23 protein-coding genes are annotated in these 26,153 nt (G+C 69.5%); 12 read left to right on the top strand and 11 right to left on the bottom strand.

Going from position 1 to position 26,153, the window contains the following annotated elements:
- Positions 1–21: 21 nt before the first annotated feature.
- Positions 22–1,743 (bottom strand): methionine--tRNA ligase, encoded by a 1,722-nt coding sequence (gene metG, locus ACIOJD_RS22635; RefSeq protein ID WP_401916484.1) that lies wholly within the window; start codon positions 1,741–1,743, stop codon positions 22–24.
- A 336-nt stretch (positions 1,744–2,079) separates the two neighbouring features.
- On the opposite strand from metG, the gene ACIOJD_RS22640 reads away from it, so the two are divergent.
- Positions 2,080–2,733 (top strand): response regulator transcription factor, encoded by a 654-nt coding sequence (locus ACIOJD_RS22640; protein ID WP_401917117.1) that lies wholly within the window; start codon positions 2,080–2,082, stop codon positions 2,731–2,733.
- A gap of 53 nt (positions 2,734–2,786) precedes the next feature.
- Positions 2,787–3,983 carry a sensor histidine kinase gene (locus ACIOJD_RS22645; RefSeq protein ID WP_401917120.1) on the top strand — a complete coding sequence of 399 codons (1,197 nt, stop codon included), beginning with the start codon at positions 2,787–2,789 and terminating at the stop codon, positions 3,981–3,983.
- 106 nt (positions 3,984–4,089) lie between these two features.
- On the opposite strand, the gene ACIOJD_RS22650 is transcribed toward ACIOJD_RS22645, so the two are convergent.
- Positions 4,090–6,090: a VWA domain-containing protein gene (locus tag ACIOJD_RS22650; protein ID WP_401916487.1), complete on the bottom strand. Its 2,001-nt coding sequence runs from the start codon at positions 6,088–6,090 to the stop codon at positions 4,090–4,092.
- Positions 6,091–6,418: 328 nt separating this feature from the next.
- Here ACIOJD_RS22650 and ACIOJD_RS22655 point away from each other — a divergent pair, with 328 nt between their 5' ends.
- From ACIOJD_RS22655 to ACIOJD_RS22665, 3 genes are all read left to right on the top strand, one after another.
- Positions 6,419–8,488: a PhoX family protein gene (locus tag ACIOJD_RS22655; protein ID WP_401916489.1), complete on the top strand. Its 2,070-nt coding sequence runs from the start codon at positions 6,419–6,421 to the stop codon at positions 8,486–8,488.
- 151 nt (positions 8,489–8,639) lie between these two features.
- Positions 8,640–9,083 carry an RNA-binding S4 domain-containing protein gene (locus ACIOJD_RS22660; RefSeq protein ID WP_401916491.1) on the top strand — a complete coding sequence of 148 codons (444 nt, stop codon included), beginning with the start codon at positions 8,640–8,642 and terminating at the stop codon, positions 9,081–9,083.
- A gap of 258 nt (positions 9,084–9,341) precedes the next feature.
- Positions 9,342–9,758, top strand: a complete 417-nt coding sequence (locus ACIOJD_RS22665) for an ATP-binding protein (protein ID WP_401916494.1) — start codon at positions 9,342–9,344, stop codon at positions 9,756–9,758.
- Positions 9,759–9,844: 86 nt separating this feature from the next.
- Here ACIOJD_RS22665 and ACIOJD_RS22670 read toward each other — a convergent pair whose 3' ends face one another.
- From ACIOJD_RS22670 to ACIOJD_RS22680, 3 genes are all read right to left on the bottom strand, one after another.
- Complete coding sequence (locus ACIOJD_RS22670; RefSeq protein WP_401916497.1) at positions 9,845–10,969, bottom strand: endonuclease/exonuclease/phosphatase family protein; 1,125 nt, start codon at positions 10,967–10,969, stop codon at positions 9,845–9,847.
- Between the two features lie 172 nt (positions 10,970–11,141).
- A complete protein-coding gene (locus ACIOJD_RS22675; protein ID WP_401916500.1) occupies positions 11,142–11,621 on the bottom strand; it encodes a hypothetical protein in 480 nt (159 codons plus the stop codon).
- A 218-nt stretch (positions 11,622–11,839) separates the two neighbouring features.
- Entirely contained in the window at positions 11,840–12,736 is an 897-nt protein-coding gene (locus ACIOJD_RS22680; protein ID WP_401916502.1) for a hypothetical protein, read from the bottom strand.
- 193 nt (positions 12,737–12,929) lie between these two features.
- Here ACIOJD_RS22680 and ACIOJD_RS22685 point away from each other — a divergent pair, with 193 nt between their 5' ends.
- Complete coding sequence (locus ACIOJD_RS22685) at positions 12,930–13,358, top strand: hypothetical protein (protein WP_401916505.1); 429 nt, start codon at positions 12,930–12,932, stop codon at positions 13,356–13,358.
- A gap of 55 nt (positions 13,359–13,413) precedes the next feature.
- On the opposite strand, the gene ACIOJD_RS22690 is transcribed toward ACIOJD_RS22685, so the two are convergent.
- Together ACIOJD_RS22690 and ACIOJD_RS22695 are read right to left on the bottom strand one after the other, a co-directional pair.
- Positions 13,414–14,127, bottom strand: coding sequence for an FMN reductase (locus tag ACIOJD_RS22690; RefSeq protein ID WP_401916508.1), 714 nt, complete (start codon positions 14,125–14,127; stop codon positions 13,414–13,416).
- 2 nt (positions 14,128–14,129) lie between these two features.
- Entirely contained in the window at positions 14,130–15,233 is a 1,104-nt protein-coding gene (locus ACIOJD_RS22695) for an LLM class flavin-dependent oxidoreductase (RefSeq protein WP_401916511.1), read from the bottom strand.
- A gap of 306 nt (positions 15,234–15,539) precedes the next feature.
- On the opposite strand from ACIOJD_RS22695, the gene ACIOJD_RS22700 reads away from it, so the two are divergent.
- A complete protein-coding gene (locus tag ACIOJD_RS22700) occupies positions 15,540–17,213 on the top strand; it encodes an alpha/beta hydrolase (protein WP_401916514.1) in 1,674 nt (557 codons plus the stop codon).
- Positions 17,214–17,309: 96 nt separating this feature from the next.
- On the opposite strand, the gene ACIOJD_RS22705 is transcribed toward ACIOJD_RS22700, so the two are convergent.
- Both ACIOJD_RS22705 and ACIOJD_RS22710 read right to left on the bottom strand, forming a co-directional pair.
- Positions 17,310–17,852 (bottom strand): GNAT family N-acetyltransferase, encoded by a 543-nt coding sequence (locus ACIOJD_RS22705; protein ID WP_401916517.1) that lies wholly within the window; start codon positions 17,850–17,852, stop codon positions 17,310–17,312.
- Positions 17,849–19,144, bottom strand: a complete 1,296-nt coding sequence (locus tag ACIOJD_RS22710; protein ID WP_401916520.1) for an XRE family transcriptional regulator — start codon at positions 19,142–19,144, stop codon at positions 17,849–17,851. The genes ACIOJD_RS22705 and ACIOJD_RS22710 overlap by 4 nt, the downstream gene beginning before the upstream one ends.
- A 768-nt stretch (positions 19,145–19,912) precedes the next feature.
- Here ACIOJD_RS22710 and ACIOJD_RS22715 point away from each other — a divergent pair.
- From ACIOJD_RS22715 to ACIOJD_RS22725, 3 genes are all read left to right on the top strand, one after another.
- The gene (locus ACIOJD_RS22715) at positions 19,913–20,053 is read left to right on the top strand and encodes a hypothetical protein (RefSeq protein WP_401916523.1); all 141 of its coding nucleotides are present in this window, start codon (positions 19,913–19,915) and stop codon (positions 20,051–20,053) included.
- 87 nt (positions 20,054–20,140) lie between these two features.
- Positions 20,141–20,545, top strand: a complete 405-nt coding sequence (locus ACIOJD_RS22720) for a hypothetical protein (protein ID WP_401916526.1) — start codon at positions 20,141–20,143, stop codon at positions 20,543–20,545.
- A 288-nt stretch (positions 20,546–20,833) separates the two neighbouring features.
- Positions 20,834–21,742, top strand: a complete 909-nt coding sequence (locus ACIOJD_RS22725) for a helix-turn-helix domain-containing protein (RefSeq protein WP_401916528.1) — start codon at positions 20,834–20,836, stop codon at positions 21,740–21,742.
- A gap of 3 nt (positions 21,743–21,745) precedes the next feature.
- Here ACIOJD_RS22725 and ACIOJD_RS22730 read toward each other — a convergent pair whose 3' ends face one another.
- Together ACIOJD_RS22730 and ACIOJD_RS22735 are read right to left on the bottom strand one after the other, a co-directional pair.
- A complete protein-coding gene (locus tag ACIOJD_RS22730) occupies positions 21,746–22,807 on the bottom strand; it encodes a threonine aldolase family protein (RefSeq protein ID WP_401916531.1) in 1,062 nt (353 codons plus the stop codon).
- Between the two features lie 99 nt (positions 22,808–22,906).
- Complete coding sequence (locus ACIOJD_RS22735) at positions 22,907–23,482, bottom strand: helix-turn-helix domain-containing protein (RefSeq protein WP_401916533.1); 576 nt, start codon at positions 23,480–23,482, stop codon at positions 22,907–22,909.
- 360 nt (positions 23,483–23,842) lie between these two features.
- Here ACIOJD_RS22735 and guaD point away from each other — a divergent pair, with 360 nt between their 5' ends.
- Together guaD and ACIOJD_RS22745 are read left to right on the top strand one after the other, a co-directional pair.
- Entirely contained in the window at positions 23,843–25,192 is a 1,350-nt protein-coding gene (gene guaD, locus ACIOJD_RS22740) for a guanine deaminase (protein WP_401916536.1), read from the top strand.
- A 9-nt stretch (positions 25,193–25,201) separates the two neighbouring features.
- Complete coding sequence (locus tag ACIOJD_RS22745) at positions 25,202–26,125, top strand: hypothetical protein (RefSeq protein WP_401916539.1); 924 nt, start codon at positions 25,202–25,204, stop codon at positions 26,123–26,125.
- Positions 26,126–26,153: the final 28 nt, after the last annotated feature.

Raw genomic sequence — 26,153 nt, forward strand, 5'->3', positions numbered from 1 at the left:
CTCGTACGGTACGGCGATGCCTTACGCGGCCGTCTCCTCGCCGCCGAAGCGCTCCCGGTACGTCGCCAGGTCCTCTTCGGTGATCTTCGCGAAGAGCACCGGCGGAACGGTGAAGGCCGTCCCCGCCGGGACCGTCGCCAGCGCCTTCGCCTCGTCGGCCGTGACCCACCGCGCCGTGTCGTCGGCCAGCGCGAACGCCGCCCGCATGGCCTTCGCCGAGGCCGGGATGAACGGCTCGGAGATCACCGCGTACAGGTGGATGAGGTTCATGGCCGTCCGCAGGGTCAGCGCCGCGCCCTCCTCGTCGGTCTTGATCTCCAGCCAGGGGGCCTTCTCCTCCAGGTAGGAGTTGCCCGCCGACCACAGGGCGCGCAGCGCGGCCGCCGCCTTGCGGAACTGGAGCGTCTCCATGTGGCCCTCGTACTCCGCGAGAAGCTCCGCGATCTGCGCGCCGAGCTTCTCCTCCGCCTCACCGGCCGCCCGGCCCGCCGGTACGGCGTCGCCGAAGCGCTTGCGCGAGAAGGACAGGACGCGGTTGACGAAGTTGCCGAGGGTGTCGGCGAGGTCCTTGTTGACCGTCGCCGTGAAGTGCTCCCAGGAGAAGGACGTGTCGTCCGACTCGGGGGCGTTCGCCATCAGGAAGTAGCGCCAGTAGTCGGCGGGGAGCAACTCCAGCGCGGCGTCGGTGAAGACGCCCCGCTTCTGGGACGTGGAGAACTTGCCGCCGTAGTAGTTCAGCCAGTTGAAGGCCTTGACGTAGTCGACCTTCTTCCACGGCTCGCGGGTGCCGAGCTGGGTGGCCGGGAACATCACCGTGTGGAACGGGACGTTGTCCTTGGCCATGAACTCGGTGTAGCGGACGGTGTCGTCGGCCTCGAACCACCACGACCGCCAGTCGCGGTTCGCCGGGTCGGCGTCCGCCCACTCCTTGGTCGCGCCGATGTACTCGATCGGTGCGTCGAACCAGACGTAGAAGACCTTGCCCTCGGCAGCCAGCTCCGGCCATGTGTCGGCCGGGACCGGCACGCCCCAGTCCAGGTCGCGGGTGATCGCCCGGTCGTGCAGGCCCTCGGTCAGCCACTTGCGGGCGATGGAGGAGGCGAGCTGCGGCCACTCCGTGCTCGTCGCGTCGATCCAGGTCTCCACCTCGCCCGCCAGCTTCGACTGGAGGAGGAAGAGGTGCTTGGTCTCGCGGACCTCCAGCTCGCTGCTGCCGCTGATCGCCGAGCGCGCGTCGATCAGGTCGGTCGGGTCCAGGACGCGGGTGCAGTTCTCGCACTGGTCGCCGCGCGCCTTGTCGTAACCGCAGTGCGGGCAGGTGCCCACGATGTAGCGGTCCGGGAGGAAGCGGTCGTCGGCGATCGAGAAGACCTGGCGGATCGCCCGCTCCTCGATGAAGCCGTTCTCCTTCAGCCGGCGCGCGAAGTGCTGGGTGATCTCGCGGTTCTGCTCGGAGGAGCTGCGGCCGAAGTAGTCGAACGCCAGCTGGAAGCCGTCGTAGATCGCCTTCTGGGCGTCGTGCTGCTCGGCGCAGAAGGCGTCGACCGGCACGCCCGCTTCCTTGGCGGCCAGCTCGGCGGGGGTGCCGTGCTCGTCGGTGGCGCAGATGTACAGGACGTCGTGGTCGCGCTGGCGGAGGTAGCGGGCGTACACGTCCGCCGGGAGCATGGACCCCACCATGTTGCCCAGGTGCTTGATCCCGTTGATGTACGGAAGGGCGCTGGTGATGAGGTGTCGAGCCATTGCAGGCTGCTCCCAAGTAGCTACACGGAGTGACCAATTGGTCTACGGATTGTCAATATCGTATCCGACCGATCGGGTGCGAGTCGCCCGCGTTTGTGGGGGGTGACCCAGGCCGCGGCCGTGCGGACGAGCACGTGGAAAGGGCCCGGGGAGAGCTTTGCGAAACACCCATTGCGGTAGACATGCCCATCCTGGGAGGGAAAGGGCATCATGTGCGAGGCAGGACAGGGGCAGGGCCGGGGGACGGGGCAGGGCAAGGGGCAGACGCGGGGAACGGGACGCGAGGTGGAGTACGGGGCGCGGACCGGTGCGTGGGACGGAACAGGGGACGGGAGCATGCGGGTACTGGTCGCCGAGGACGAGCAGGTCCTGGCCGAGCTGGTGGCCACCGGGCTGCGGCGCGCGGGGTTCGCCGTCGACACCGTGTACAGCGGTGACGCCGCCCTCGCCTATCTGGGACTGCACGACTACGACGTCGTCGTCCTCGACCGCGATCTGCCACGGGTCCACGGCGACGACGTGGCACGCAAGTTGGTCGCCGAGTCGTCCCGTACGCGCATCCTGATGCTCACCGCCTCCGCCGCCATGGAGGACCGCGTCGAGGGCCTCGACCTGGGCGCCGACGACTATCTGGGCAAGCCCTTCGACTTCCCCGAACTGGTCTCCCGGGTGCGCGCCCTGCGCCGGCGCAGCGCCAGGTCCGTACCGCCGCAGCTGGAGCGGCACGGCGTACGGCTCGACTCCGTACGGCGGACCGCGTCGCGGGACGGGCGCGAGCTGGACCTCTCGCCCAAGGAATTCTCGGTGCTCCAGATCCTGTTGGAGGCCGACGGGGCGCCGGTCTCGGCGGAGGAGCTGCTGGAACGGGCGTGGGACGCGCACGCGGATCCGTTCACCGGCGCGGTCCGGGTGTGCCTGAGCAAGTTGCGGGCGAAGCTGGGTGATCCACCGCTGATCCGTACGGTGCAGGGCGTGGGATACGCGCTGTGAGCAGGCCGCTGATACGGCTCGCGGTGCGTCGTTCGGTGCGCGGGGGCAAGAGCCTGGTGAGCTGGGACGGCTGGGGCAGAGGCTTCTCCTGGGGCACCGGCTCCATCTCCACCATCCGTACGCGCCTCGCGCTCGTCTACGGCTGCGTCTTCCTCGTGCTCGGCGGCTGTCTGCTCGCCGTCGTGAATCTGCTCTCCAGCGCCGCCACGGAGAACGAGGCCCAGGAGATCGCGGCCCGGGTCGCGCCGGCCCAGGTGATGCCGACGCCCACGTCGGTGCGCGGACTGATCGGCGAGCAGCAGATCGATCCGGTCAGTCCCTACCAGCTCACCGACACCGTTACGGATGTGGCCTCCGACGAGATGATGTTCTGGTCGGTCGTCGCGCTGCTGGTCATGGCGTTGTGCGCGGTGGGCGTCGGCTGGTGGACGGCGGGGCGGGTGCTGCGGCCGGTGCACGCGATGACGGCGAAGGCGCGCCGGCTCTCCGAGCGCAACCTCCATGAGCGGATCGGGGCGGACGGCCCCGACGACGAGCTGAAGGAGCTGAGCGACACCCTGGACGCGCTGCTGGCGCGGCTTCAGAAGGCCTTCGACAGCCAGCGCCGGTTCATCGCGAACGCCTCGCACGAGCTGCGGACACCGCTGGCGACCCAGCGCACCGCGATCCAGGTCGGACTGGACGAGCCCTGCTCGCCGGACCAGTTGGCCCGTACGAAGGAGACCCTGCTCGACAACAACCGGCGCAGCGAGCAGCTCATCGACGGGCTGCTGGTCCTGGCGCGCAGCGAGCGGGAGGTCGAGGACCAGGACCTGGTCGATCTGGGGGAGACGGTGACCGAGGAGGCGGTGCGGCACGGCCTGGACAGGTCCGTGTCCGTCGTGGACTCCGGGGTGGTGTGCGGAAACCAGCTGCTGCTCGGGCAGTTGGTCGGGAACCTGCTGGCCAACGCGGTGACGTACAACGTGCCGGGCGGAACGGTGGACATCGAGGTCAACGGCGGTGTGCTGGTGGTACGGAACACCGGCCCGGTCATCGCGGCGGCGGACGTCCCGGTGCTGTTCGAACCGTTCCGGCGGGGAGAGGGCCGCGACCGGATGGGCCGGGGCGCGGGCCTGGGCCTCTCCATCGTCCGCTCGATCGCGGTGGCGCACCGGGGAACGGTCACGGCGGAGCCGGGCGGGGAGGGCGGCGGACTGGTGGTGACGGTGACACTGCCGTCGGTGGGCACGCTCGTCGAGCGAGGGTGAGGGGCGCGTACGGCGGTGGCGCTCTTTGGCGTCTCCCCGGAACGCCGACTGCCGCCGCCCCGGGCACGAGTGGCGCGGGTCGGCGGCAGCGGACGGTCCGGACGGTTCAGCTCTCGGAGGCGTCCTTCCGGCGCGGCTGCCAGGTGGCGAGCAGCTCGCGGTAGAACTCCCCGGCGGCCAGAGCGCGCGGAGCCGGGCCCGCGTGGCAGAAGCCGACGTGCGCGGCCGACGGGTCGGCGCCGAGCTTCCGTACGAAGTCGAACCCCTTGGCGTCCTCCTCGCCGAACGCGACGAACTGCCAGAAAAGCGGCAGCTTCGCGGCGTCGGCCAGCGCCTTCTCGGCGGCCCGTACGGCGCTGGGCGCGCCGTCCGTCTGGAAGATCACCAGCGCGGGCCCGGTGGCCCCGGACTTCTCGTGGAGCGCCACGACCTCTTCGACGGCGAGGTGGTAGTGCGTACGCCCCATGCGCCCGCAGGACGCGTGCAGTTCGTCGATCTTCCCTTCGTAATCGGCGAGTTGAAGCTCGCCGGTCCCGTCGATCTCGGTGGAGAAGAACACGACGGACACGGCCGCGCGCTCGTCCAGATGCGCGGCGAGCGCGAGCGCCTGCTCGCCGAGGTGCTGGGCGCTGCCGTCCTTGTAGTACGGACGCATGGAGGCGGACCGGTCGAGGACCAGGTAGACGGCGGCCCGCTCGCCGGTGAGCCCGCGCTTGCGGAGGGCGGCGCCGGCGGCCTTGTACTGCTCGGCGAGCCCGGGGGCACGGGACTTGAGGCGAGCGGGGGAGAAGGCGGGCTTCCCGGCGTTGGCGGGGGCGGGAGCGGGCGCGGAGGCGGGGGTGGCCTCGGGCTTGGCTGCGGCCTCGGGCGCGGGTGTGGGTGTGGGTGTGGCGATGGGCTCGGCGTCGGGCTTGGCTACGGGCGCGAGTGCGGTGACGGGCTCGGGCTTCGCCTCGGGCTCGGGTACGGCGACGGCTTCCGGCTCCGTGTCGGCCTTGGGCTCGGGCGCGGTGACGGGCTCGGCGCTGGGTGCGGGCTTCGTCTCCGGCTCGACTGCCACTGCTGCCGCCGCCGCTGCGGGCTCGGCGACAGGCGCGGGCGTGGGATCGGCCACGGCTTCCGGCTCCCGCCCGGTCTTGGATTCCGCCTCGGCCTTGGGTTCGGACTCGGGCTCGGGCGATGCCTCGGGCTCCGCCCTGACCTCCGCCTCGGGCTGGACCTCGTCCTTGGCCTCGGCCTTGGGCTCCGCCTCCGGTGCGGGTGTGACGTCGGCCGTGACCTCCGCCTCCGGCTCCGGCGCGACCTCTGTCCTGGTCTCGGCCGTGGTCACCGGTTCGGCCGGAACGTCCGCCGTCGGCGCGGGCGTTGTCTCGACCACCGGGGTCACCGGGTCCACCGGGTCCACCGGGTCCTTCGCGGACGCCGGGACGACCGGATCGGCCTCGGCCTGCGGGTCGTTCCGGGGCTCGGTGGTGAGCTCTTCAGCAACTGGCTTCTCCGGAACCGGAGTTGAACCAGCCGTGCGCTCGGTCCCGGCCCTGACGGTGGTCTCGTCCTTGACCTCGGTCTCGTCCTCGGCCTTGGGATCGAGCGTGATCTCCCGCTCGGCCGAGGCCTGTGCCGGGACCGTGGCCTTGGCGGCCGGCGGCTCCTCGTCCGTACGCTTCCGTGAGGCCTGGGGCGGCACGCTGCGGTCGGAACGTTCCGACCGGTCCGGCTCGGACGGGCGGGCCTTGTCGAACGCGGCGGCCACCAGGTCCGCCGCCCCCTCCGACTCGGGCGAGGTCCGGGCCTTCGGCGGCGCGGTCGCGCCCGTACCCGCGGGCTCCTCGGCGGCGACCCCGGATTTCCCCGACTCCCCCGGCTCCGCGGAGTCCTTCGAGTCCTTGGTGCCGGACTGGGCCCGCGCCCTGTCGGAGTCCTGCGTCCCGCCCTTTCCCTTCGTCTCGTTCTCGTTCTCGATCTTGTTCTTGTCCTCGGCCGCGGTCGTCGGCTCCGCCGATTCCGTACGGGCGACCTGGGCCGGCACCGAGGCTGCCGCCGGCTCGTTGCGCTCCTCCGCACGATCGCGTCCGAACACCTTGCGCAGCAAGCTCCGAATGCCCATGGGCGAGGCCTTTCAGATGAGTTGGGTGCGGTGTCCGCCGCCGGGGAAACGCAGCATCCCTGGCCAGGGCGGATACGTAAGGTTAGCGGCCATTCGGAGTGGTCCAGGGCAGGGGCGGCCACTGGGCGCTCGGGGTGGTACAGGACCGACGGCCGCTCCGGTCCACCGCCCCCTCTCAGCGGTTCTTACGGCTCAGCCTCCCGGCATTCATGGTCCGTTCACCTTCACGCCGCCGTCCTGCTGGCATGCCCACCTAGCGTCACGGCCGAGACATCCCGACAACCTGTCGGCGCGGGGCGCGCCGAATACCCCATCACCGGAGGCGAAAGTGCGCAACCTGCTGCCGCTGCTCAATACTCATCCTGGCGGACGTTCGGCCCTGACCTGTCGTTACCGTTGTGGCGACGCCTGTTTCCACGAGGTGCCCAACAAGAGCGACAACGAGTACGTCGGTGACGTCATCGCCGGCGCCCTCTCCCGGCGTTCCATGATGCGCGCCGCCGCCGTCGTGACGGTCGCCACCGCCGCCGGCAGCGCGATCGGCTTCGGTCCGGGCGGCTCCCCCGCCGTCGCCGCCCCGGCGGGCGACGACGCCAAGGGTCACGGCAACGGCAGCGGCTCCAAGACGGACGGCGCCCGTGGCCTCCGCTTCACCCCCGTCGCCCCCAACACCGACGACAAGGTGACCATCCCCGCCGGCTACAGCCAGAACGTGGTCATCCGCTGGGGCGAGCCCATCCTGCGCGGTGCTCCGGCGTTCGACGAGAACAAGCAGACCGCCAAGGCGCAGGCCGGCCAGTTCGGTTACAACAACGACTTCCTGAGCCTGCTGCCCCTGAAGGGCGAGCGCGGCCGGCAGGTGCTCGTGGCCAACCACGAGTACACCGACGAAGTCCTCATGTTCAAGGGGTACGACCCGGAGAAGCCGACCCGCGAGCAGGTGGAGATCGCCTGGGCCGCCCACGGCTTCTCCGTCGTCGTGGTCGAGGACGACCGCCGCAGCGGCAAGCTCACCGCCGTCACCCGCCACCAGCTCAACCGCCGCATCACCGTCACCAGCGAGTTCCGCCTCACCGGCCCGGCCGCCGGCAGCGAGCTGCTGCGCACCTCGGCGGACCGTACGGGCACCAAGGTCTTCGGCACGCTCAACAACTGCGCCGGCGGCACCACCCCGTGGGGCACCACGCTGCACGGCGAGGAGAACTTCAACCAGTACTTCGCCAACGCGTCGAGCGACAAGGACCTGCGCTACGGCATCGGTACGGGCGCCACCGAGCGCAAGTGGGAGCTGTTCGACAAGCGCTTCGACGTGAAGCAGGAGCCCAACGAGTCGCACCGCTTCGGCTGGGTCGTCGAGCTGGACCCGTACGACCCGGACTCCACGCCCCGTAAGCGCACCGCCCTCGGCCGCTTCAAGCACGAGGCCGCGCAGCCGCGCCTCACCGCCGACGGCCGTCCCGTCGTCTACATGGGCGACGACGAGAAGTTCGACTACCTCTACAAGTTCGTCTCCTCGAAGCGGATGAAGAAGGGCGGCGGTCGCGCGGCCCACGAGCACAACCTCACGCTCCTGGACGAGGGCACGCTGTACGTCGCCAAGCTGACGGGCGACAGCCCGGCCGACCAGATCGACGGCAACGGCACGCTGCCGAACGACGGCGAGTTCGACGGTTCCGGCCGCTGGATCCCGCTGGCCACCGGCGATGTCTCGCACGTTCCCGGCATGAGCGCCGAAGAGGTGTACGTCTTCACGCGCCTCGCGGGTGACAAGGTCGGCGCCACCAAGATGGACCGCCCCGAGGACGTCGAGCCGTCACCGCGCACCGGCCGCGTCTATGTCGCGCTGACGAACAACACCGACCGTGGCAAGGCGGGCAAGGCGGGCGCCGACGAGGCCAACCCCCGTAACGCCAACAAGCACGGCCACATCCTGGAGCTGGCGGAGCGCAGGGACGACCCGGCGGGCGACCGTTTCGCCTGGCGGCTCTTCCTGGTCGCCGGCGACCCGAAGGACCCCGGCACCTACTTCGCGGGCTTCCCGAAGGAGAAGGTCAGCCCGATCTCCTGCCCGGACAATGTCGCCTTCGACCCGCACGGCAACCTGTGGATCTCGACGGACGGCAACGCGCTCGGCGTGCACGACGGCCTGTTCGGCGTCGCGACGCAGGGCGACCGGCGCGGTGAGCTGAAGCAGTTCCTGACGATGCCGAACGGCGCCGAGACGTGCGGCCCGGTCATCCAGGACCGCCGGATCCTGGTCTCCGTGCAGCACCCGGGCGAGGTCGACGGCGCGTCGGTCGAGAAGCCGGCGAGCGCGTGGCCGGACGGACCCGGCAAGATCGTCCGCCCGTCGGTGATCTCCGTGTGGCGCAAGGACGGCAGCGACATCGGCGTCTGAGCCGCAGGCACAGGTACAGCTACAGGCACAGATATAGATGCAGGCACGCGGGGTGGCGCCATGACCGGCGTCACCCCGTGCGTCGTTCCGCCGGTCTTCCCGTACGGCACAAGGAGCGCAAGCGCGGGCCGTCCCCGTCTACTCTCGGTGTATGACTTCTGAGGGTTCGGGTTCGGATTCGGGTTCGGGCGCGGGGGCCGGTTCGGGTGCGGCGACCGCGCGGGTCGACACCTGGATCTGGTCCGTACGGCTCACCAAGACGCGCTCCCAGGCGGCCTCGGCCTGCCGCGCGGGCCACGTCCGCGTCAACGGTGACCGGGTCAAGCCCGCGTACACCCTCAAGCCGGGCGACGAGGTCAGGCTGCGCCACGCGGGCCGCGAGAGGGTCGTGGTGGTCTCGCGCATCGTCCGGAAGCGGGTCGGCCCTCCGGTGGCGGTCGAGTGCTACGTCGACAACAGCCCGCCGCCCCCGCCGCGTGAGATGGCCGTCCCCGTCGCCCTCCGCGACCGGGGCACGGGCCGCCCGACCAAGCGGGACCGCAGGGAACTGGACCGGCTGCACGCGCAGACGCAGGGACCGGCCCCGCAGGCCTGACCGGGACCTGCTCAGGGAACGGCTCCGCGACCGGTTCAGCGACCGGCTCCGGTTCGACGACCGGTTCAGCGCCTGGTTCAGTGACCGGCTCCGGGGCCGGATTTGGGGCGGATGTCCGGTCGAATTCCGGTGTGCCGAAAAGGTTTCGGCCGTCGTCGGCCCGTGGCGCCGGGCCTGGCGAACCGTCAATTCTAAATGCGCACAGTCATCTCCGTTGTACGGAAAGTAAAATCCCGTGCGGCAGGGAAGGTCATCTCCATGACTTTCGACGGTGATCAGCGCGACCGGTACGACCAGCTTGTCCACTTCCGGCTTCCGAGCCATCCGCGCAGTGTGGGACGCGCGCGGGAGGTGCTTCGTATGAACGTCGGTCTGCCCGAAGAACCAGGTGAGACGGCTGCTCTTCTCCTGTCGGAACTTGTCACCAACGCGCTGCGCCACGGCAGTCCACCGGGACGTGAGATCGCCGTCTCCCTGCACCGGTTCGACGGGCTGCTGAGGATGGAGGTCGAGGACGCGGGCGATTTTCTGCCACGGCCGCGTACGCCCGGACTCGATGACGAATGCGGGCGGGGGCTCGCGCTCATCGCCGCGCTCTCCGACGACTGGGGGGTGGCGCCCCGGCAGGGGCCGGGGAAGCGGGTCTGGGTGACGCTCAAAGTGCCCGCCGGGTGAGACCGGTCCTTCCCCTCCTTCCGGTCCTGTCTCACCGGTTCTGCGCGCCGTGGCGGGGCGGCCGTCGGCGGTTCGGCGCCGACGGGTCAGCGCCCCGCGCGCAGTTCGAGCCGTACGAGCAGCGACCGGTGGTCCGTGTCCGCCAGATCCAGGAAGCGGGCGTCCCGTACCGAGAAGTCGTCGCTGATCAGCACATGGTCGATCTGCGCCCCCAGCGGCCGGGGGACGTCGGCCGGCCAGGACGGGGTACGGCCGGCGCCGCCCCCGACTGAGCTGTCGCGCAGCCTGCCCGCGTCCAGGATGTCCCGGAAGGCGGCGTGGTCCCGGGTGGCGTTGAAGTCGCCCGCCAGGATGAGCGGAGCGTCCTTGTGCCCGGCGGCGTACGTACGGATGGCGCCCAGTTCGTCACGCCAGATGCCGACACCGCCGGGGAGGGGCGGCATCGGGTGGACGAGCTGGAGCTGGACCGTACGGCCGCCGATCACGGCCCGGGAACCCGGCATGCCGAGGGCGCCCTTGATGCCCTCCGTGCCGGTGAGCGGGAGGGCGGAGAGGATGACGGAGCCCTTCGCCTCGCCGGCCCCGGACTTGACGACATTGCGGTACGGATAGTCGGCGTGCGGGATCCGGTCGGTGAGGAGCCGTACGCAGACGGCATCGCATTCCTGGACGAAGACGAGGTCGGGCCTCTCACGGCGGATCGTCGTGACCAGCGCGGGCGTGGCCTGCCCGAACTCGACGTTGGAGGACAGCACATCGATACGGGCGACGACGGGCCCGCGCGTACCGGCTCCTGATCCCGTACCCGTACGGGGCGCGGCCCCCAGGGCCTCGGTGCCGTACGAGCCCTCGCCGTACGGCTGGACGAACCACCCCGTCGCGGCGAGCACCACGAGCCCCCAGACCACCCCGGTCCGCCACCGGAGCAGCGCGGCGAGCACCAGGGCGGCGGCCGTGGGGACGAGGAGCCAGGGCAGGAAGGCGAGCAACTGCGGTACGGGGGTGACACCGTCGACGCCGAACGCGCGGCAGCCGACGATCACGGAGAGCGCCGCGAGGCACAGACCTGCGGCCCCGGTCAGGAACCGCCGGAGAGCGGGACGCGCGGCGGGCCCGGAGGCGGGCGGACGCGAGGGCGCCGCGCTCGCGGAGGCGCGCGGGTGCGCGCGGCCGGGCGCGTTCCGAGGGAAGAGGGGCATACGTACACGCATACGGGGACAGTAGTCGTGGCCACTGTCCTCGTATGCGCGTAGGTGATGCGGTTGTAGGGATGGGGCGTTGGTCGGTTTTCCCGGTTTCCCGGTTTCCCGGTTTCCCGGGTTTCCGGGTTTCCGGGTTTCCGGGTTTCCGGGTTTCCGGTGGAGCTGTGGGGCTCCGGGAGTGTCAGGTTCTGGTGCCGGATCGGGCTCCGGCTCTGCCTCCGCCTCCGGCGCCGGCTCCCATGCGGTCCGTGGCCAGCGCCCAGATCACGAACGCCGAGAGGGCCATGTTCACGATCGCCCAGAACGGCTGGTAGGGCAGGTACATGAACTGCGATACGAGGACCAGCGCCGCTAGCGCTATGCCGACGTACCGGGCCGCCCGGACCCTCATGAGAAGCGCCAGCCCGGTGAGTGCCACCAGGATGCCGAGGGCCACGTGGATCCAGCCCCAGGAGGTCAGGTTGAAGGTGTAGGTGTAGCCGCTGACGTTGTTGAGGAACGCGTTCCTCCTGATAGCGGCTATCCCTTGAAGGATGTCCGTAGCCCCTATGACCACCATGAGGACACCGGCGAAGAAACTGCCGCCAACTGCCCAGGCGGCTCTCCTCTCCGTGTGAGCTCCGGTGCCGGCGCCGGTCCCCGTGCCAGCTCCGGTACCCATGCCCATGCCCGTGCCCGAACCGGTTCCGGTTCCTGTGCCGGTACCCATTCCGGTGGTGGGGGGTCGGTGTGTCGTGTTCTGGCTCATAACCCCATGGTGCGCCGAACGGCACAAAAGGGACATTCGGTCGAGGGGAATCGGCATAAAGATTCAGTAAAGTCCTGAGAGTCGCGTGCCGAACAGCCGGTCGGGCCCGGTCGGGTCCGACCGCGCCCCGGTCAGGGCCGGCCCGGGGTGCCCGCCCCGGCGGGTACCGGGGTGCGCCGTGCGGGAGTTGGCGGCGGTCGCCGTGGCCGGCCCGTCAGCCAGGCGGCCACGGCGAGGACGAGCCCGGCGGCGACGACGGTCCAGGCCGTCGTGCGGAGCGAGGCGGTCAGCGCGTCGTACATCGCGGCGGCGGCCGACCGGTCACCGTCGTTCGGCAGGTCCTGGAGCACGGTCCCGCGTGCCACCGCGACGGTGACGGCCAGCAACGCCCCGCCCGCCGCGTACGCGAGGCCGATCCCGGACAGCGCACGCCGGCGGCGTACGGCGAGCAGCATGGCCAGCCCCGTGAGGGCGAGTGTCGCGACGGCCGGCCAGATCCCGGCCGCCCGGAGCCCCTGGGCGACATCGCGCCAGACGCCGAGTCCGTTCGCCTCCAGGACGATGATCTCGTCGCGCCGTACGGGGATCCGCCCCGCGTACGGCACGCTGTCGTCCATCAGCTGCCTCTTCACCCGCTCGGTGATCGGCGCCAGGTCGATGGTCACGGCGTTGCCCCGGCCACTGGTCAGGACCTGCACGACGGCGGCGTGGGCGGCGCGCGTCGCGGTGTTCCACGCGTTCTGGAAGGCCTCGGTGGTGGCGAAGGACAGCACCGCCTCGCGCAGCAGCCCGCGTACCCCCTCCTGGATCGGGCCCACGTCGATCTGCGTCATGACCTCGTCGGTGATCCGGTCCGCGACGGCTTTCTGTACGGCGGGCTCGGTGGCGAGCGGCGCCATGGCCGCGACGAACCGGTCCTCGTCGCCGATCTCCAGATCGGCCCAGGACGCGACCGCGCTCAACGGAATGAGGAGCGCCAGCAGGACGGTCAGCACCGTGGAGAGGTAGGTCCGCACGCGAGTCCGCACGTAGGTCCGCACACCTCAAGGGAACGTGGAGCTGTCGGCGGGCGCGAGCGGTGCGCCGCCGGTAGGGGGCAGGAAGGGGAGTCGAAGGGGAGTGTCACGGGTGAGGGGCGTGGGGGAGAGCGGTTGACGCGCGGGGTGGACGGGTGTGCTCTGGAGAAGTGAACGGGGGGTGCGAGGGAAGGAGCTCCCTGCCATGGCCACACACGTAGCGACGCCCGGACGGCACCGCGTCCGCCGGCACCACGCCCCCCGGACGCACACCCCGCCCCGCCGCCCCCCTTCCCGGCTCGCCGTGGCGGCACCCCTGTTCGTGGGTGTGGCCTACGGCGCGTACGCGTCGTTCATCGCACGCGGCGGCGGCCCCGCGAGCTTCGGACAGCTGGCCCTGGCGCTGATCTCCGGGGTGGTCATGGCCGCACTGGTCTTCGGCCTGGTACGGGTGCAGAACTCCCTGATGCGCGAACTGCGCGCCGGGGCCTGGGGGGTGCTGGTCGGCGGGTCCTTGGGCTTCCTCTACAGCCTCACCGGGCACAGCGTCCTGCTGTCGTCGGGAATCGGGCTGGCGATCGGTGCCGCTACGGTCATCGCGACGTTCTACGTGTACTACACGCGGGAACCCTGAGAGTCCTCCCCGCGTACAGCGTCCTTCCTGCCGTGCGGCGGGCGGCCCGCGAGTCCTACGCCAGGTTCGCGAGGAGCTGCTCGAAGGGCACCACCTCGTCCTCGTGCTCGTCCACGTCCTCGGCCGCCGCAGGCGTCCGGCCCCGCAGCAGACCGGCCAGTTCCCTGCCCGCCCGGTCGATCCGGGCCGGAAGTCCGCCCGCGTGGGTGTCGGCGCCCGTACCCCAGTCGTCCGTCGCCGCGAAGACGGCGGTCGGCAGCGCCAGCGCGTGCAGGTACGCGAACAGCGGGCGCAGCGCGTGTTCCACGACGAGCGAGTGGCGCGCGGTGCCGCCGGTCGCGGCGAGCAGTACGGGCGTCCCGGTCAGCGCGTCCGGGTCGACCAGGTCGAAGAACGACTTGAACAGTCCGCTGTACGATGCGGCGAACACCGGTGTCACCGTGATCAGGCCGTCCGCGCCGGTCACCGTGTCGAGCGCCGTGCGCAGCGCGGGCGCCGGGAAGCCGGTGACCAGGTTGTTCGCGATGTCGACGGCGAGATCGCGCAGTTCGACGACCGTGACCTCCGCCTTGCGGTCCCCGGCGGCCAGTTCGCGGTCGGTCGCCTCCGCCAGCCGGTCGGCCAGCATCCGGGTCGAGGACGGCTTGCTGAGCCCGGCCGATACGACGACGAGCTTCAGCGGTGCGGTCGGTTCCGGGGCCGTGGCCGGCTCCGGTCGAGCCGTCGGCTCCGGCCTCGTCGTCTCCTCCAGCCGTGTCGTCGGCTCCATGCTCAGACCTCCTGCGTCGATGTCGGTGCCGGTGTGGATGTCGATGCGGCGGCGGCCGGGTGCACCGGCCCCTCCGGGACCCCGGCGGGCCGCAGCGCCGCGAACTCCTTGCGCAGCACCGGTACGACCTCCTCGCCGAGCAGGTCCAGCTGTTCGAGCACCGTCTTCAGGGGAAGCCCCGCGTGGTCCATCAGGAACAGCTGCCGCTGGTAGTCCCCGAAGGAGTCGCGGAAGGTCAGCGTCTTCTCGATGACCTCCTGCGGGCTGCCCACGGTCAGCGGGGTCTGCTCGGTGAACTCCTCCAGCGAGGGCCCGTGCCCGTACACCGGCGCGTTGTCGAAGTACGGCCGGAACTCCCGTACCGCGTCCTGCGAGTTCTTCCGGATGAACGCCTGGCCGCCGAGGCCCACGATCGCCTGCTCCGGGGTGCCGTGCCCGTAGTGCGCGTACCGCTTCCGGTAGAGGCGGATCAGCTGCTGGAAGTGCTCCTTGGGCCAGAAGATGTTGTTGGCGAAGAAGCCGTCTCCGTAGAAGGCGGCCTGTTCGGCGATCTCGGGGGAGCGGATCGAGCCGTGCCAGACGAACGGCGGGGTGCCGTCCAGCGGCCGGGGCGTCGAGGTGAAGCCCTGGAGGGGCGTACGGAACTTGCCCTCCCAGTCCACGACGTCCTCGCGCCACAGCCGGTGCAGCAGCGCGTACTTCTCGATCGCGAGTGGGATGCCCTGGCGGATGTCCTCGCCGAACCACGGATAGACCGGCCCGGTGTTGCCGCGCCCCATCATCAGGTCGACGCGCCCGTCGGCCAGGTGCTGGAGCATCGCGAAGTCCTCGGCGATCTTCACCGGGTCGTTCGTGGTGATCAGCGTGGTCGAGGTGGAGAGGATCAGCCGCTCGGTGGTGGCCGCGATGTGGCCGAGCATGGTGGTGGGCGAGGAGGGGACGAACGGCGGGTTGTGGTGCTCACCGGTGGCGAAGACGTCGAGGCCGACCTCCTCGGCCTTGCGCGCGATGGCGACCATCGCCTTGATCCGCTCGTGCTCGGTCGGCGTACGTCCGGTGGTCGGGTCGGCCGTGACATCACCGACCGTGAAGATCCCGAACTGCATCGCGCTCACTCACCTCTCAGGCTCGAACCCGTCGAGGGCTCTCGACGGCCATATAGTTGAATCTTAAACTGAAGCCTATAACGGTTGAGGGGCGGGTGGCTATTCCCGCGCCCGGATGCCTCGGGCGGGTACCGCCCGTCACTGAAGGCGGTCGGTCCCCCAAAACTCATACAACTCGCGGACCACCCAAGGCTGTTGTGTCATTCCCAGGGCGGAGGAGAGGTGCAGCCCGGCGGGGGATCCGCAGGCGTGGCGGTTCCTGAAAGATCTTTCCTGTCCGAACATGTGACCGGAAGGATCGATATCGTGCGCAGAAGACGACTCGCACCCCTGCTGGCCGTGAGTGTCACGGCCACGCTGGCTCCCGCGCTCGCCACCTCGACGGCCACCGCCGCGCCGGCCGCGACCCCGTCGACCGCGACCCCGTCGGCCGCCTCCTCGCCCGCCTTCCCGTCCGCCGCCAGGGGCGCGCTGGACCGCTACGCGGAGCAGAAGCCGCAGTGGAAGCGGTGCGATGCCGACTCCCCGGCGGAGTTCGAGTGCGCCACGATCAAGGTCCCGCTGGACTACCGGGCTCCCGGGGGCAAGCGGATCGACCTGGCCATATCCCGGATCAGGAGCACCGCGCCCGACAAGCGGCACGGTGTCCTGTTCTCCAACCCCGGCGGCCCCGGGGGTGAGGGCCTCTATATGCCGCTGGGGATGCGGGAGAGGCTCCCCGAGTCCGCACAGCAGAAGTACGACCTCATCGGCTTCGACCCGCGCGGTGTGGGAGAGAGCAGCCCGGTTTCCTGCGGTCTGACGCCGGAGGAGGAGAACCCGCTGCGGCCGTACAAGCCGGAAACCTTCGACAAGGACGTCGCCTGGGCGCGCGACGTCGCGAACAAGTGCGAGGAGAAGGCGGGCGACACGCTCCCGCACATCACCACGCGCAACACCGCGCGCGACATGGATCTGATCCGGGCGATCCTCGGTGAGAAGAAGATCTCGTACGTGGGTTACTCGTACGGCACCTACCTGGGTGCCGTCTACACCCAGCTCTTCCCGGGCCGGGCCGACCGGTTCGTGCTGGACAGCGCGGTCGATCCGGCGCGCGCCTGGCGAGGGATGATGCAGTGGTGGGCGGAGGGCGCCGAGCCCGCGTTCGACCGGTGGACCGAGTGGGCCGCCGAGCGTTCCGAGAAGTACGGCCTCGGTGCCACCCCGAAGGAGGTCGACCGGACCTTCTGGGACCTGGTCGCGCAGGCCGACGAGAAGCCCATCGAATTCGAGGGGCAGCCGGTCACCGGTGATGACATCCGCAGCGGTATGCGCGGGGAGATCTTCAGCCCGCAGTACGCCACCGAGGCGTTCGTGGAGCTGAAGAAGGCGGCGGAAGGCGAGCCCGCCTCCGCGAAGAGGCTCGCGCCGTTCGCCGGCCCCGAAGAGCCCGGGACGGCAGGCGCCGCCGCCCGTGCCGCCGAGGCGCCTGCCGACAACGGGACGGCGAGCTTCTGGACCGTGGTGTGCGGCGACAACTCGGCCGCGTGGTCCCGCGATCCCGAGAGCTACCGCCAGGACGCCATCGAGGACAAGGGCCGTTACCCGCTCTTCGGCGACTTCGCGTCCAGCATCAAGCCCTGCGCGTTCTGGGACAGGTCCGTGGAACCGGCGACCAAGGTCAACAACAAGGTCGGCGCCCTGGTCGTCCAGAACGAGTGGGACCCGCAGACCCCGCTGCCCAGCGGCCAGGCCCTGCACGCCGCTCTGAAGGGCTCGAAGATGCTCACCGTGCTCGGCGGCGAGGGCCACGGCGTCTACCCGAACGGCAACGCGTGCACGGACGGCACGGTCACCGACTACCTGCTCACCGGCAAGCTCCCGGCGAAGGACGTGACCTGCGAGGCGACGGCCGAATCGAACGAGGAGGCCCGCAAGAACCAGAAGCGGGACGCGCTCCCCGGGTCTCCGCTCCCGGAGCGTGCCCCGGACCGCTTCTGATCCAGGGCGCACGGCCTATTGCCGCATGACCCATTGACGATGGGGCGGGACCTCTTGGCGGGGGCCCGCCCCATCGTGCGTCGGCGCTGGGCATCGCTATGAACCCCGGGCGGCACGCAGCATCGCGGTGAGGACCGGTCCGTCGGCAGAAGGCTGCTGTGTGCTGACCGCTTCGTAGCCCCAGGACTGGTAGAGCGCCTGCACCTTGCCGTCCCCCGCCTGCGGGTTTACCAGCAGGGAGACCTGCTTCTCCGACCGGTGCGCGAGAAGCTCGTCATGAATCCGCAGCGCCAGACCGGTTCCGCGCCAGGGGCGGCGGAGCATGATCTCCTTCAGGGCCACGGTCGGGATGTCCGTGCATCCCGCAGGCAGAGGGGTGGTCATACGCTTCCACCAACGGTCCTCCGGCTGGAGCGTGTTGACATACGCGTATCCCAGAGGCTCATCGCCTTGATAAGCGATGACGGCTTCCCACCCCGCTTCAGCAGCATGCCGATCCAGCCGTTCGCTGTACCGCTCAACGGAGTAGTGGGGTTGGTGAAGCTGAGCGGCACGTACTTCGGCGAAGACCTCGATGAGTTCATGCCGTATGGGATCTATTTCGAGCGCGTGTCGTAGTTCGATGCCCAGGCTGGTCACGCGTTGTTCCTTCGGGAGTCGTAGGTGTATTGGTCCCAAGCGAGAGTGAGTGCGCTGGACGGTGCGGCGGCGTGGAGCTTGATGCCGAAGCCACCGAGCATTCTGGTGACGCGCGGGTGGGTGGTGAAGATGTCGGTGGGAATGGACATCGCGGTGGCGATGGCGGGTTCGATATCGCCTTGTCCGAGTTGAGCGTGAGCGAGCCGAGCGGTGGTGATGGCTCGGGTGCGGTACATATGAGGGCGCAGTAGAGCCAGACTTCGGTGGGCGTGCGATTCAGCTTGTTCGAAGTCGCCCAGGCTGAGATTCGCGGCGAGAGCCAGGTTCTCCAGCTCCGCCTGGTCGTAGAACGCGTTCAGCCATACAGGGCGGTGTTCTTTGGGGTCGGCGCAGTCGAGTGCCTCTTGGGCGTACGCGATGACCCGGCGGACGGCCGTTGCGTTGCCGCTCATGCCGTGAATGGCAGCGTGGCGGGCGTGCCCGAGCGAAGCGAATATCGGGTCACGCCGCGCGATGGGCAGGCCGCGCGCCACATCGTTGGCGGCCAAGGCGTCGACAGGGCGCCCGAGATGTCGGTAGAGGCTGCCCGCGTGGGACCAGACGCGGAACTGGATGGTGGGATCACCTGACATGGCTGCGAGGCTGGCTGCCCGGTCGAAGTGGCGCTGTGCCTCGTCGAAGCGGCGTCCGTCGATGGCGGCCCACATGGCGCTGGAGGTGAAGGAAGCGGCGCAGGCGTACAGGGCGCCCCGTACACGCTGGCTTGCAGTGCCGCGCGCTTGAAGGGCCAAGGCTTCACCGGCGAAGGTCGAAGCTTGGGCCTCAATGGCAAGTCGGCCGCCGTATCGATGGTCGCTCGCGATGAGTGTGGCGAACCTGCCCAGCAGCCGCTGCACGTCGCCCGCCCCGACCCTTCGCTGGGCGGCACGGGCCGGGGCGGCGCCAACTGTGCCGACGGTGCCGACGGCGGTCAAGGCCATCCCCGTGGATGCGCTGATGAAGCTGCGGCGTTGCACAGGGGCCTCCGTTGGTCCCGCGAATGAGGGAGCGATCTCTCCCCGGGGCGCGAAGCCCAGCTCAGCGATCCGGCAGCTGAACACTGCCTCCAGAGCTTCCCTTTGCCGAGGGTGAGGCCAACGGGTTTTCCCGGTCAGCCAGTTGCGTACGGTGCGGTCACTCACGGTCCCGTCATGGCCGAGGACACGCAGATAAGCGTTCACCGCTTCGGCTAATTCGGCCTGTGTGAAGCCCGCTTCGTCCAGGCGACTCTTGAGGTTCCGGTTGCCCTCCACGAATTCACCGTAGCCAGTGGGTGCGCCTGAGCAGAACTGGCCGATCGGGAAATTTCCGGTTGGGGCCGGTGCTCGTCTCGCCGACATTTCCTCGTCCGCGTGGCCGTCCGCTCGTTCACTGATGCACAGCCACCGATACGGACGGTGGTGATCTGATCACGGAGGCACACACCCGCATGTGCGAGCAGGCTCCCGAAACGGTGAACAGCACGCCTGAGCTTGAGGCCACGGTTCACAGCGGTGGCTTCTGGCGTCTGGTGCCTGAATCCGTTCCCCGGGTCTACGCCCCGGTGACTCGGGCGCTCACGGAACGCGTACTCCACGGACTGAAGCGAGTGGCGGAATGACACACAGCAAGGTGCGGCGGTTTCTCTCCCGGCTGACGGACGAGCTCGGCACGAACGGCGTCCTCATCATCCAGAAGTCCACCCCAGGTGCGGAGGGCGAGGACCTCGTCCCCGGTTCGGCGTTGCGCTGGCCTCCGTGCGAATGCGGGCATTCATCGTGCTCCAACGACGAACGACCCCTTCAGCCCTTGGCCGAGCCGTCTGCCGAGCTTCCCGCCGACTCGCTCGGCGTGCGCGTGGCTGAGCGAAACAAGCGGAGCAGGCGGGGCGGGTTGTGAACGGGCGATCCACGTAACTCCCGCTCCGGCCGGACTCCCGGCGAAGGAACAGCCGGCCGGAACGGGTCGGGCCACAAGGGGCCCAGCGCTGCACCAACCGGCATCCGGACGGACCCGGTGCCGACAGAGCACAGGAGGTCACCATGCGACACCGCATTGACCTGGTCAAGCACGGCGGAGAGGACGGCGGCAACGGCAGCGGCGGGAGCGGCGGCGGGGACGACGGGCAGGGCGGTAATCCCTCCGGCGGCTGCGGCGACGGCGACGGCTGCGGTCGGACGTAACAGCTTCGGCCGGACGTAACGGCTGGTCGTTGAACCGGGCGGCCCCGTCCAGCGGGCGGGGCCGCCTGCCGATCGTGGAGGAGAGACGTGGGACCGCACCACCACGCGTACGTATGGCTGGGGCCCGGTGAGGTACTGGTGAAGCCGGGCGACGCCCACCGGCGACCTGGGTATCCGGAGTTCTCGACGGCTCAGGTGATGCCTCTCGAAAGCGCGGACTGGTTACTCAAGAACAGTGCCCGGATCGAGGCGACGTTCACCGAACCGAAAGAGGCGGCGGATTGGTACGCGGAACAACTGGCCCGGCACGCACGCATTTTCGCGGGCACCTACGCCCCGGCCGCCGATCGTGACGAGAGCGTGCGGCGGCTGGCGGCCGGTGAGGATGTCGTCGGGGGCTGGTGGGTGACGGGCGGGCGATTCCTCTCCGTCAACCTGGTGGCGTGCAGTCCGCACCGCGTCCGCAGGGAGTACGGCTGCCCCGCGCGGTAGCCCGGCGGGGATAAAGCGCCTGGTCGCACCGGGTCGTGGGATTCCACGACCCGGCTGGCCGCGACTCGGTGAGGCGCGATGTAGAAGCGTTAAGAACTCGGGGAAAGAATCCTTCCCAACCCACCCCTCCACCCCCTCACTCGGACGGGTGAATACGGCAACATCTGGTCGTAGCAGGTGGATTGGTGTGGTTACGCTCTGCGACACAACCTCACAAAAACTTCGGCCCCCGGCCGGGACTGCGAATCCCGATCGAGGGCCTAACCACCTAGGAATCACAGCTTCCCGATGGCTCTTCAGCAGCTTAGCGCGCGCACGCGCGCCCGGTCCGGCGTTCAGGCCACCGTTCCCCCGTCCGGTGTCACGCACCAGCGGCACCGGCACACCGAACGGTTCGTCGTCGTCGGGAACCACCTCGCCCAGCACCGTGAACTGTCCTTTGTCGCACGGGGGATCGGGGTGTACATCCAGTCGCTTCCCGACGGCGCGAAGATCGGCATCAAGCATCTCGCCGCGCAGTGTCCCGAGGGCGAGGTCGCGATCGCGGCCGCGTTGCGGGAGTTGGAGAAGCACGGCTATCTGGTGCGTACGCGGGAGCGTGTCCCGGGTGGGCGCTGGGTGACGCGGACCGTCTCGTACGACATGCCACTGGCCGTGATGCCGACGCGGACGCGGACCGTGCCGACGCCGACGGTGCGGAGACCGGTGCCGAGGCCCGAGCCCGTACGGACAGCCCCGGCCCCGGCCTCTGCCCCGGAATCCGCGCCCGTACCGGCAGTTGTCGTCCCGGGCCCGGCTCTTCCCGAGCCCGGTCACCCCGATCTCACCCGGCACCGCACCGCCGCCGAGCTGCTCGCCGGGCTTCGGCGGCATGATCCGCGTCTGATCCTCTCCGCCCGTGACGTCGACCGTCTCGCGCCCGCCGTATCGGCCTGGCTGGAAAGGGGAGTTGAGCCCGCTGCCGTACAGCGCACCCTGACGGCCCTGCTGCCACCGGAGGGCGTCCGTCACCCGGCGGCGCTGCTCGGACATCGGCTCACCGAATTGCTGCCGCCGCCCCTCCCGGCCGTACGGGCGGCACCGCGTGTCGATCCGCTCCAGAACTGCGACCGCTGCGATCGCGCCTTTCGCGCCCCCGAACCGGGCGACTGCCCCGCCTGCCGACCGGCGGACGACCCCCTGCGCGCCGCCGGGTGACGTTCAGCGGGTGTGGCGGCGGACCGCGTCGAGGAGCTGGTCGATGTCGTCGGCGCTGTGGGAGAAGGCGGTGACGAACCGGACGATCCCCGGTTCCCAGCGGTCGTGGTAGAAGGCGTAGCCCTCGGCGAGGAGTCCTTCGGTGACCTGCTGGGGCAGTCGGCAGAAGAGGATGTTGGCCTGCGGTGTGGCCGGCAGGCCGGTGCCGGGGATGGCCTTGAGGCCGTCGCCGAGCCGGGTGGCCATCGCGTTGGCCTGGCGGGCGTTGCGCAGCCAGAGGCCGTCGGTGAGGTACGCGTCGATCTGGGCCGCGTGGAAGCGCATCTTGGAGGCGAGCTGGCCGGCGCGCTTGGCGCGGAAGGCGAGTTCGGTGGCGAGTGCGGGGTCGAAGGAGACGATGGCGTCGGCGGTCATCGCGCCGTTCTTGGTGGCGCCGAAGGACAGGACGTCGATGCCGGCCTTCCAGGTCATCTCGGCCGGGGCGGCGCCGAGATGGTCCAGGGCGTTGGCGAAGCGCGCGCCGTCCATGTGGACGCGCAGTCCCGCGTCCTTGGCGATGGCGGACAGGCGGCGGATCTCCTCCAGGGTGTAGACGCTGCCGCTCTCGGTGGCCTGGCTGATGCTCACCACGGACGGCTGCACGCTGTGCACGTCACCGGCCCGGCGGCGCACCGCCGCCTGGAGCGCTTCGGGGTCGATCTTGCTGTCGGAAGCGGGGACACCGACGAGCTTGGCACCGTTGGTGAAGAACTCCGGAGCGCCGCATTCGTCGTGGTTGATATGGCTGTCGGGGTGGGAGAGCACGCTGCCCCACGGCGGGGTGACGGCGGCCAGACTCAGGGCGTTGGCGGCGGACCCGGTGGAGACCGGGAAGACATCGACGTCCCGCTCGAAGATCTCGCCGAGCCTGCGGCGGGCGCTGTCGGTGAAGGGGTCGTTGCCGTACGGCAGGACCTGCCCGACGGCGGCGTCGGCGACGGCCTGGGCTATCTGCGGGGATGCCCCGGCCATGTTGTCGCTGCTGAAGGCGCGGCTGGAGGGGGTGGTGGCGATGGTGGTGCTCATGAGGGGTCTTCCTTGGTCGCAGGTGTGTCTCAGGGGGCGTCTCAGGGGGCGTCTCGGGGTGTGTCTCAGGGGTGCGTTTCGGCGCGTCGCGGGTGCTTCTCAGGTGCTGATGGGGGAGGCGAAGACGACGGTGATGTCCACTTCCTGGGCGCCGGTGCGGTAGAAGTGCGGGGCGTCTCCGGCGAAGGCGAGCATGTCGCCGGGGCCCAGCTCCTGCGGGGCGTCGACGGGGCCGGCGGTGACGTGCCCGGTGGCGATGAGCAGGTGCTCGATCGTGCCGGTGGCGTGCGGGACGCCGGGCAGCTCTGTCTCGGGCGGAATGCGCAGCCGCCAGATCTCCAGGCTATTGCCGCTGCTGATACGGCGCAGCAGTTCGCGGGAGACCTCGCCGGGCTCGGTGTCCGTGCCCGGCCGGAAGACCGGCCCGGTGTCGGCGTCACGCGCCAGCAGGTCGGCGATGGGGATGCGCAGGGCGATCGCGATTGCGTCCAGGGTGTCGATCGTCGGATTGCCGTTGCCGGCCTCCAGCTGCGACAGCGTCGCCTTGCTCAGCCCGGCGCGCCGGGCCATCTCCGCGGCACTCATGCCGCGCTGCTGGCGGCGCAGCCGGATCTTCGTGCCGACCGCGGCCGCGGTACTGCTCACCGGCTGTCGGCCGGACGGCGGGGGCGTCATCGGCATCGCCTGTGCGGTGGGGTGCGGGAGCCGTCGGGGTGGGCGGTGACCCGTGCGCCCGTCTCTGCCCGAAGACCCTCGATTGAGTGAACCATGCGTTCACTATACCGAACCAGTCGGCGTGGGTGAACCCTACGTTCGTTTTAGTGAACGATGATCGGGATCGAGGGGGAGGTGATCGCGCGCGCCGCGGGCTTTCGTGCGCGATTGCCTCGCATGCCCGGGTGGCGTACTCGCGCCAAATGACCGCGAACGAGGCTGAATTGCTATTTGAGCCGGACTCCCCGTGGTAGTTTTTGGGGGAGTTCACCCGAATTAATCGTATTTTGTGATGCTCCCGGTACAAGTGGACGGTGCTCAATGCTGACGGCGATCCGGGGCAGCCTCGTGTGGTTCCGCGACGACCCGTTCCTGACCTCCGGCGATGACGCACTGGTGCATGTGGACGACGGGCTGCTGGTCTGTCGGGACGGGAAAATCAGTGCTGTCGGGGATTACGGCCGCCTTGTCCGCGGTCTCCCGCCGGGTGTCACTGTCGTGCACCACCGGGACAAGCTGATTCTGCCGGGACTCATCAGCGGCCATGTCCATTACGTACAGACACGGATCATTGCCGCCTACGGCCGCCAGTTGCTGGAGTGGCTGAACGCCTCCGTCTATCCGGAGGAGGAGCGATTCGCCGATCCCTCCTATGCGCGAGCGGTCGCTGCCCTGTTCTGTGACGAGCTGCTGCGCAACGGCACGACGTCCGCTCTGGTCAACTGCGCCACCTATCCGGAGTCGGTTGACGCGCTGTTCGAGGAGAGCGTCGGCCGTGGGATGCGGCTTGCGGCGGGCAAGGTGCTGATGGACCGTAATGCCCCGCCTGAGTTGCTGGACGCTTCTCCCGAGCAGGGCTACGAGGAATCCAGAAAACTGATCGAGAAGTGGCACGGAGTCGGTCGCAGTCTCTACGCGATCACACCCCGATTCGCGGTCGCCTGTACGTCCGAAATGCTGCGTGTGGCCGGAGCGTTGTGGCGCGAGCATCCCGGCACCCTCGTACAGGCTCATCTGGCCGAAAACCGCCAGGAAGTGGCCCAGGTCGCCGAGCTGTTCCCGAAGTACCGCGACTACGTCGACGTCTACGAGCAACACGAACTGCTGGGGCCTGGTGCGGTTTTCGCGCACGCGGTGCATCTGTCCAAGCGCGAATGGAAACGCCTGCACCGGACCGGCAGCGGTGTTGCGCACTGCCCGACTTCGAACCTGTTTCTGGGCTCCGGCCTGTTCTCCATGCGCCGTGCGACCAAACCGGGCCGACGGGTGCTCGTCGGACTCGGCTCCGACGTCGGCGGTGGCACCAGTCTTTCGCTGCTCCAGACCGCGAGCGAGGCGTACAAGGTCGGTGCTCTGGACGACTGTCCGATGGACGGGGTCAAGCTGTTCTACCTGGCGACCCTGGGCGCGGCGAAAGCGATGCGCCTTGACGGCATCATCGGGTCGCTGGAGCCAGGAAACGAAGCCGACTTCATCGTCCTCGACCCCGCCGCCACCCCACTGCTGGCCACACGCACGGCCAGGGCCGAGTCCATCGACGATCTCCTGTTCGCTCTCGCGGTGATGGGAGACGACCGCACCGTCCTGGCCACCTACCTCAACGGACAACTCGCGCACGAACGGGACACGTTCCCCCGTCCCGAACCCGCTCATCGACACGACAAGAGGTGAATGAAAGAAATGGACGTGAGCAACAAGGAACTGCGGTGGGTTTCCTACGACACCGGCTGGTCGAACGACCTTGGAATTCCCAACACCTTCTCGCCCTTCGCACCTGCCATCGAGGCGTACAAAGACCTGCTGTACTGCTTTCACCAGGACACCGTGAGCAATCCGGAGCTGTGGTGGAACATCTACGACAAGGAGACTGCCCAGTGGAGGGGTGACAAGGCCGTCGTCGACGTTCTCGGAGACCGCGTACCCAGCTTTGGCGCACCCGCGGTGACGCATGCCAACGACTTCCTCTATTGCGTTCACCACCGCGACAGCACGGACAGTCGTCTGTGGTGGTCCCGCTTCAACACAGAGGGCGCCGGGATCGGATGGTCCCAGCAGGAGCTGTTGAAGGACGCCCAGGGGAAGGTCGTCCGATCGGCGAAGTCGCCTGCGGTCACGGTCTACGACGGTCTTCTGTACTGCGTGCACGACGACGAGAACGGCCGCCTGCGGTGGATCACACACAACACCACGGAGAAGACCTGGAACAGTGACCAGGCGATCCCCGGCAATATCGGCGCGACCCGGTCACCTGCCATCGACCGGTTCAAAGACCTCCTGTACTGCGTGCACGACCGCGACGGCGACTACCTGTACTGGATCACCTACAACAGCAAGACACAGGAATGGAGCGACGACCAGCGCATCGAAGACAGGAACGGAAATCCGGTCCGCACGTCCTATACGCCCGCGATCACCCGCTACAAGGACTACCTGTACTGCGTCTACTACGTTGGTGAGGATTCCGGACACGGTGAGCTGCGGTGGACCCGGTACAACGTCGGCGAGGGGTGGAGCACACCGGCACGCGTCGGCTACGCCATTTCATCCACCGGGGTCGATATCGCTGCCTACGACGGCCCCCTGTACTGCGTACACCGCGGCTGAGACGGATCGCCCGCGTGTCCATGGCCCT

The sequence above is a fragment of the Streptomyces sp. NPDC088116 genome (assembly GCF_044741745.1).
Taxonomy (GTDB): Bacteria; Actinomycetota; Actinomycetes; order Streptomycetales; family Streptomycetaceae; genus Streptomyces.

Coding starts and splice junctions, on each gene's coding strand:
- guaD (WP_401916536.1), top strand. CDS start 23,843: ATGCTGACGGCGATCCGGGGCAGCCTCGTGTGGTTCCGCGACGACCCG.
- metG (WP_401916484.1), bottom strand. CDS start 1,743: ATGGCTCGACACCTCATCACCAGCGCCCTTCCGTACATCAACGGGATC.
- ACIOJD_RS22730 (WP_401916531.1), bottom strand. CDS start 22,807: ATGAGCACCACCATCGCCACCACCCCCTCCAGCCGCGCCTTCAGCAGC.
- ACIOJD_RS22665 (WP_401916494.1), top strand. CDS start 9,342: ATGACTTTCGACGGTGATCAGCGCGACCGGTACGACCAGCTTGTCCAC.
- ACIOJD_RS22675 (WP_401916500.1), bottom strand. CDS start 11,621: ATGGGTACCGGAGCTGGCACGGGGACCGGCGCCGGCACCGGAGCTCAC.
- ACIOJD_RS22745 (WP_401916539.1), top strand. CDS start 25,202: ATGGACGTGAGCAACAAGGAACTGCGGTGGGTTTCCTACGACACCGGC.
- ACIOJD_RS22725 (WP_401916528.1), top strand. CDS start 20,834: ATGGCTCTTCAGCAGCTTAGCGCGCGCACGCGCGCCCGGTCCGGCGTT.
- ACIOJD_RS22670 (WP_401916497.1), bottom strand. CDS start 10,969: ATGCGTGTACGTATGCCCCTCTTCCCTCGGAACGCGCCCGGCCGCGCG.
- ACIOJD_RS22640 (WP_401917117.1), top strand. CDS start 2,080: ATGCGGGTACTGGTCGCCGAGGACGAGCAGGTCCTGGCCGAGCTGGTG.
- ACIOJD_RS22660 (WP_401916491.1), top strand. CDS start 8,640: ATGACTTCTGAGGGTTCGGGTTCGGATTCGGGTTCGGGCGCGGGGGCC.
- ACIOJD_RS22685 (WP_401916505.1), top strand. CDS start 12,930: ATGGCCACACACGTAGCGACGCCCGGACGGCACCGCGTCCGCCGGCAC.
- ACIOJD_RS22715 (WP_401916523.1), top strand. CDS start 19,913: ATGCGACACCGCATTGACCTGGTCAAGCACGGCGGAGAGGACGGCGGC.
- ACIOJD_RS22690 (WP_401916508.1), bottom strand. CDS start 14,127: ATGGAGCCGACGACACGGCTGGAGGAGACGACGAGGCCGGAGCCGACG.
- ACIOJD_RS22695 (WP_401916511.1), bottom strand. CDS start 15,233: ATGCAGTTCGGGATCTTCACGGTCGGTGATGTCACGGCCGACCCGACC.
- ACIOJD_RS22650 (WP_401916487.1), bottom strand. CDS start 6,090: ATGGGCATTCGGAGCTTGCTGCGCAAGGTGTTCGGACGCGATCGTGCG.
- ACIOJD_RS22735 (WP_401916533.1), bottom strand. CDS start 23,482: ATGACGCCCCCGCCGTCCGGCCGACAGCCGGTGAGCAGTACCGCGGCC.